Annotated in this window: 11 protein-coding genes; all 11 read right to left on the reverse strand. The window is 28.0% G+C overall.

The features are described from left to right. On the reverse strand, positions 1-205 hold a 205-nt coding region (locus ACI3VO_RS02255; RefSeq protein WP_439756350.1), incomplete at its 3' end, for a hypothetical protein. Next, entirely contained in the window at positions 202-840 is a 639-nt protein-coding gene (locus ACI3VO_RS02260; RefSeq protein ID WP_439756351.1) for a hypothetical protein, read from the reverse strand. The genes ACI3VO_RS02260 and ACI3VO_RS02255, both read right to left, overlap by 4 nt. After that, a complete protein-coding gene (locus tag ACI3VO_RS02265; protein WP_439756352.1) occupies positions 837-1112 on the reverse strand; it encodes a hypothetical protein in 276 nt (91 codons plus the stop codon). The genes ACI3VO_RS02260 and ACI3VO_RS02265 overlap by 4 nt, the downstream gene beginning before the upstream one ends. Further along, positions 1109-1696: a hypothetical protein gene (locus ACI3VO_RS02270; RefSeq protein WP_439756353.1), complete on the reverse strand. Its 588-nt coding sequence runs from the start codon at positions 1694-1696 to the stop codon at positions 1109-1111. Before ACI3VO_RS02270 ends, ACI3VO_RS02265 begins: the two co-directional genes overlap by 4 nt. Next, entirely contained in the window at positions 1651-2682 is a 1032-nt protein-coding gene (locus ACI3VO_RS02275; protein WP_439756354.1) for a toprim domain-containing protein, read from the reverse strand. Before ACI3VO_RS02275 ends, ACI3VO_RS02270 begins: the two co-directional genes overlap by 46 nt. Before the next feature lie 36 nt (positions 2683-2718). Beyond that, positions 2719-3411: a hypothetical protein gene (locus ACI3VO_RS02280; protein ID WP_439756355.1), complete on the reverse strand. Its 693-nt coding sequence runs from the start codon at positions 3409-3411 to the stop codon at positions 2719-2721. A 14-nt stretch (positions 3412-3425) separates the two neighbouring features. Further along, on the reverse strand, positions 3426-3983 hold the full coding sequence (locus ACI3VO_RS02285) for a hypothetical protein (RefSeq protein WP_439756356.1): 558 nt from the start codon (positions 3981-3983) through the stop codon (positions 3426-3428). A 1-nt stretch (position 3984) separates the two neighbouring features. Continuing rightward, positions 3985-4215, reverse strand: a complete 231-nt coding sequence (locus ACI3VO_RS02290; protein ID WP_439756357.1) for a hypothetical protein — start codon at positions 4213-4215, stop codon at positions 3985-3987. A 224-nt stretch (positions 4216-4439) separates the two neighbouring features. Further along, complete coding sequence (locus ACI3VO_RS02295) at positions 4440-5414, reverse strand: DUF723 domain-containing protein (protein WP_439756358.1); 975 nt, start codon at positions 5412-5414, stop codon at positions 4440-4442. Positions 5415-5763: 349 nt separating this feature from the next. Continuing rightward, the gene (locus ACI3VO_RS02300) at positions 5764-6093 is read right to left on the reverse strand and encodes a hypothetical protein (protein ID WP_439756359.1); all 330 of its coding nucleotides are present in this window, start codon (positions 6091-6093) and stop codon (positions 5764-5766) included. Positions 6094-6097: 4 nt separating this feature from the next. Then, positions 6098-7043: DnaB-like helicase C-terminal domain-containing protein (locus tag ACI3VO_RS02305; RefSeq protein ID WP_439756360.1), on the reverse strand; the 946-nt coding region annotated here is incomplete at its 5' end.

Raw genomic sequence — 7043 nt, forward strand, 5'->3', positions numbered from 1 at the left:
AGTCAAAATAATAATCCATAGCATCACTAATATCTATACAATAGTGTATAGTAATATTAAAAAGATCATCACAAGTTAAATCTGATCCTGCTGATTTTAGTATAGCATTTATTATATCCTTAACTCCCTTTACACTGTTAGCCCATTGGAATACTGATGTAGAACTATTAGTAATTAAATCAATATAAGATTGAATTATAATCATCCTAAATGTATATTATATCCGTTTAATACTTCATTAATAAAATCAAATGATTCAAATGGCATAGAATTATCATCACAGCTGAGTACTAATATTTTACCATTTAGTCCCTGTACAGTTTCTTTCTCTCCCGGCATCCACCAAGAAGGAAGCATATTACTTGAATTTTCAAATTGTTTGAGAAATTCCTTGCACTCTTTTTCCTTATTCTCTCTATATATAAAGAATCTATTAATACTCGTCAAATGTATAGTTTCAGCAAACTTCATAAATTCTATATAGAATAATATATCATTCTCTTTAAAATAACGTGTCTCTAAGGAATGATATTCCATTATATTTATTAGTGCATTCAGTCTATAATCAAATAGACTATCTTCATCATCTAGATCAACAAGCCATCCACTTGCTGTATCAAAATAAGAATATTCTAAATCTGAAACAGAGGATTTGTCTTCTTTCCATTTATTATATCTCTCTAGATTAAATATAATTGGAGTACAATATCCAGAAGTTATTTTATTAAGAATTTCTTCTACTTTCTGTACTGTATTATCTGTATTTAATACAAATAATTCAGAACTTGAATTGGTGATAATATCACTAAATGATTGAATTGGAATAACTGATAAGTTCATATATCATATTTAATTACTTCAAATGTTATATTTGTAAAAGCTTTACTAATTCTATTAATTAGATATTCTAAAGAAATTTCTTTAAAGATACATTCAACAGTAACTTCTGCATTTAAATTTTTTAGTAATATCCAGAATCCATCAACATAAATTATTTGTCCAATAGGATTATTATTTACTAATACTAAAATAAGCATATTAAAGTCAGGATTAATATCTTTAGCATTAATTATATCTACATCAGTTACTAGTTTACGAGTTCTTAATATCATATGTTATTTTGTATTGTATATGCTCTTAATAGATCATAAAAAAATTGTTTAGGGATAATAGCAACCTCTCCTAAACTACTAATATTAACCTGTCCTTCTTTTAATCTTTGAGCATTCCAAATTAAACAAAATGGTTTATCCTTTAAAGGACAACTATCAGCTATTTTAAAATAGCTTGGAATATTCTGGGTTTTCTTTAATTGAATATTGATCGGCAATCTCCCTTCTTTATCAATTAAATCGATTTTATTATCATCCATTCTTTTAGATTCACTTCTAGAAGTAACTACTTCTGGATAGCCACAATAAGCTAATTCTTTAGCAATTTGTACTTCATAAGCATTACCTTTAGATTTAGAATATGATGATTTTCTTCTTCTAGATTTTGCTTTTTCTTGATCACATAAGTAGCATCCACTTCTTACTAAATGTGATTTAGCTTTTTGAGTTACTTCTCCATGAATTGGGCATTTAAAAGTAAAGTCTTTTTCTAATCCATTGTATTTAGATTCAGAGTAATCATATTTATCTCCATGCTTTAACTTACATTTTTCAATAAAGTCTTCTGTTGTGTATTTAGCCATTGTATTCCATTATTAATTAATTCTAAAGTTTTATCTCTTCCATATTTTTTATAGAAATCCGATATATCCTTAGCATTTAAACTTTTAGGAATCACAAAATAAAAAAGATTTGGATAACTTCTTCTTATTTTAGCCATATTAACTTTTCCTGCCTTATCCTGATCATATAATACAGATATTACTTTAAATCTTTTAGATAAGTTTTCTAATTCTTCCTTTGAAATAAACAATGTTTCAGAATTTGGAGCTATAGCTGTAATTCCTAAATCATAAAAGCACATAACATCCTTCATACTTTTAGTAATTACTAATAGATCTCCTTGTTTTGGTAATTGTCTATATCCTTGAATCATATCTTTAGGCCAGTTAGATAAAAACCTATAAGAACTTCTAAATGGAAAATAAAATCTCCATTTTTCTATATTATCTTCATCCTTTCCATTATAATATCCGAAAATAAAATTTTTATCAGTAGATCCTCCATAATAGTTAGAATTTAAAAATATAGATTTACAAGAGAATACATTAAAATGCTTTAAAGTATCTAATGATACTCCAAAGTTATTCCACCATTTAAGTTCTTTATCAGAAAATTCCTTTATTTCTGCTTGTAAAATACATGGTTCAGATTTCTCTAATATCTTATTGCTATAATCTATTAACTTTTCATGTCTTTGTAATTTATTATTTTTTACTATTCCAAAGTCATTGGCTATTATTTCTAAAGCTTTATGATAAGAACAATTATATTTATACATAACTACACTAAAACAATTGCCGTAGAAATACCCGCCAAAATCTTTAAATATTAAATCACCAGCTCCATTTTTATAAAATGAACAAGTTGGCTTTTTATCACTTCTTAAAGGAGAACAAAATAATCCCTTGCCAATATGGACACCTAAATAGTGTTCCATAATGGCTTCTTGGGATATATTTTGTAATATAAGCTCTTTAGTTATTTCTGGGTCAAATCTAATCTCCATAAGTTATCATTTAACCCACAAAGATAGTAATTTATTTTACAAATTAAAATCTAAATCATCACTTTCCTCTTCTTTAATAGGAGAATCATTATTAGTTGTTAAATTAGAATTGGAGTTTAAAGAAGGCATTTGAGTTGGCTTAGCATTCTCTACTTTCTTCTTTTGCTCCATTTCATAAGCAGTAAATCCAAGATTTTTACCAACACAGTTATTTGTAATAACTGCGTCTCCTCCTACTTCAAACACAGATAATAAATATGGGAATTTGGGTTTATTATCTTTGTCTCCAATAAGTTTAATCTTAGTCTCAACTCCAATTTTAGAAGCAGTTTCTTTCTCTAAGAATTTGCAAAGCTTCTCAAATGTAGTACTCTTTCCAGATAATTTATTTAAGGCTTCTGGGCAAACCTCTGTTAGTACATGACCAATAGTCTTTGTGAAAGTCTCCAAATTAGATGGATTCTCCATTTCATGACCATTACTATTAGTTCTTTTTGATCTTACTTCGTCTCCTGGTTTAGGTGCAAACAAGATATGAACGAATTGACCATTATCATTTTTAAATTTGATTTTCAAAACCTCATAAGTTGCAGAAGGATCTTTCTTACCTGCAAACTTAGAATATTCAAAACCATCAAATTTTACATCATGTATCTCCCATGCTTTTAATTGAGGTAAATTAGTAGATACATACTTCTCATCTGCTTTAAATCCAATATTCAAATCCATATTCATTATATTTTTTAAAGTTCAAACTTAAATTCTTCTGTTACATCATCTATTCCTTCTGCATCCAAAGTAGCTTCCAATGGAAGTACCTCTGGATTATCATCTTCTACTACTTTAATTTTTGGATCTTGCTTCTTTTTAGTAGTTTCTATGTATGGAACTTCTATTCCTCCATCCATAATAAATGTACCATTATTTAGAGAAATAAGTTTAAATTCACTTCCATATTTAGATAACTCTGTATTAGCCTTTCCTCTACATGAGACAGTCTTACTTTTAGTTAATTTATTACCAGATTTACAACCAAAGATTTCATCCTTTCCTATTACTGGAACTAAATTATTTCCATGTTTCTGGTATATAATAGAAATTCTGTCTTCCCATTCAGCACCTAATAGTTCTACTGCTTTAGAATTTAAAACTAGTTTATTATCTTCTAATGTAACTATAGGTTCTGTACTACCATCATCCTTAATAACAGATTTAGGCTTTTTTATATCATCATTGACTACTGTTCTACTAATTGGAGTATATTCTCCAGTTTCAGGATCAAAGTCAAATTCAATAAGCATTTTAATCCTCATTGTCTCCGTTCTCAAATTCATTAATACGATCAATAACTTGTTTCATATTAGGTTCTATATACTTATTTTCAAAGCAACCATCAATACTTCTACAAGTATCATTTCCATTAGTTTTAGTTCGGAACTTGTATTCTATTGTTTCTCCATCATCAGCTACTAATCTTTCAGAATAAAGTATATAAGAGAATAGTCCATCCAAATTAACTGTCTTATCAAGCATTTTACCACTCGTGTACAGTTTATAAGAGGGCTCTAGATCAGTGCCATCATTGATAATATGGGAAATAATCACAACTGTTAAGTCGTCTCTTAAATTATGAGCCTTTATAATAAGATCATAGTAATTTTTAGCTTGTAGAGTAAATTTTTCGTCAATACTTTGTATAAATATTTATTTTTGAATTTGCTAAATTCATATTTATACTCTTAATATTTCTATTAAGTTTAGACTATATCTTTAACTTCAATTTCAACCTTTTTATGTCTATATGGAGTTTTTATTGCTTCTTCTACACTCCATTTATGTTTATTTATTCTGTTTAATACAGTTTCATATTTAATATTATAAGTATCGCACCAGTCTTTTAAGATTTTCTTTTCTCCGTCTATTTCTATAAGTCTATTAAAAGGATCTTCTTTTATAGCTTCTTCGAAAGTCAATCCGTATCTATATATTCTAGAATGTAGTGTGGTATAATTTATATTAAATATTCTCGCCCATTCTTTTAAAACATGGGTTTCTCCATTTAATGTAAATATTAAATTAAAATCTCCTCTATTTTCAGCTTGTGTTTTAGCTGAAGCCCATCTACAGTTTTCTGGACAATAATCTCTATTAGGATCTATTCTATCAATAGAATGTCCTTCAGGACATTCTCCCATATCACTATAGAAGTTTTCAAAAGAAGTTCTCCACCTATCACAGCATTTGATTCCTCTTCCCATGTATCTACTGTAATCATCAGTATTGGGATTAGATACTCTTGTTAACATAGCTCTCCATATACTATATTCCCTCATATCTTTTCTTTTAACTCCTTCTACTACAGGCTTTTTAGGTTTACTTCTAGAGCATTTAGGACATCCCTCTTCTGAATGTAAAAAACTATAAGCTTCAATTTCAAAGTCTCCATGAATAGGACAGGTAATAATCACTTTAGACCTACTTCCATTCCAGGAATCTTTTGTTTTAGAGTAATCAAATTTATCTCCAAATTTTTCTTTAGCTTGTTTAAGAAAATCTTCAAATTTCACTTTTTGCTTTTCTCTTCTACACAGAGGACATCCATCTCCAGCTCTATGATTAGAGGGAATTTGCCAAAACTCTCCATGTTCTGGGCATATAATACAAATTTTATCTCTACATGTTTTGTATTCTACTTTACTATAGTCATACTTATCTCCATGTATTTCTTTCATTTCTTTAATAAAGATTTCGGTTGTAATTTTTCTTGCCATAATTTGATATTATTTTTTATGTTAGACATATTATAATATGCAAATATAGCAAGATTATTTGAAGTTACCAACTTTTTCGCAAAAAATTTTAGCAATAATTTTAAGCTACTTCTCTTCCGAGAATAGTCGTTGAACCTTACTCATTAATTACTTCTCAGTAATAAGAAGAGTCTTGGCTGCTGATTTTCCATTTATAATACTCACGTACTTTATATATTAGATTTTCAACATTCATATGAAATTTCTTTTATATTTTAGTTCTAATATCTTTAGGCTCTTCCAGCAATTTAATTGGTTAGGGCACGAATGTCTACCCTTTAGTTAAGGCGTTCTGCATTATATCATTAGAAAGACAATAATTTATATCGTCTATTACTATAACCTTAATATCTGGCCTAGAAGTTGATACCATATCAAGAATTCTTTCTATCTTAACATAGTCATTACAAACATACCAATTTCCAGTCAGCCCAGCTTCTTTTGTTAAACTTACTTTAATATATTTCTTTCTAAAACCTGGAATTTGTAATTGTTTATTGGTACAAGATACAATAAAAGTTTCTTTTGGATCTAGATACTTTAATGATGTTGATTTGCCAGAATTACTTAGTCCAGCGCAACAAATAACAGCATTAGCCATATTTCTACATTATAATTTTAAAATCATTCTTAATTTCTTCTTTTTCATCAATCTCTGTATTTATATTTTCATCTTTACATTTACCATCTATAGTTAGATATTGTTCATAATCATTTATTTCTTCTGGTTTCGGCAGCTCTCTCCATATACCAGATTTACCATAGAAAGCAGTACTTATAGCTACTCCATTATCTCCATATCTATTTTTTAATACAATTATAGCTCTATAAGTATTTTCTAATATATTCAACTTATACCCTCTATATGTAGTAAGCTTTTCTCTATAAGGATGAAATATAGAAATAACTATTTCCGCATCTTCTGATACATTACCAGTATCTTTTATATCGTTTAATTGAGGTTCAGACCAAGAATTTTTACGTCTATCAACAGAGGAACTATCTCTATTCATCTGCATTAGTACTAAAGGACTAATTCCACATTTATTTCTAAGAGTAACTAAATAGCTAGATGCTAAATCCATTTCCTCTTTTTTAGTTCTTCCTTTATCCTTACGGATAAGTCCCAAATGATCTATAACTACTAGAATTATTTGATTTTTATCTTTTGGAATAAATACTTTACGTGTTTCTGTTTCTTCAAATTCTCCGTATTTACTAAGTTCTCCAATAAGATGAGCATACATTCTATCAGCAGTTAATCCTCTATCGTATACAGTGATTATCTCTTCTATTCTATTGAGCCAGTCTTCACATTGTAGAACTAGTTCAAAATCTTCATCTGATAGAGAATAATTTCTCTTTCTAGATAATAATTCTTTATATGATATTTCTTTACCAAATCTTTCATACATATAAATAGATAAAAGTTTAGTAAACAAAGCTTCACATGACATTTCCAAACTATAATATATAATATGAAAATTTTTATTATCTATATTTTCCATTATAGGTCTATATATATAAGAATATAATGCTAATGAAGTCTTT

It is taken from the genome of Intestinibacter sp. (assembly GCF_051866655.1).
GTDB lineage: Bacteria > Bacillota > Clostridia > Peptostreptococcales > Peptostreptococcaceae > Intestinibacter.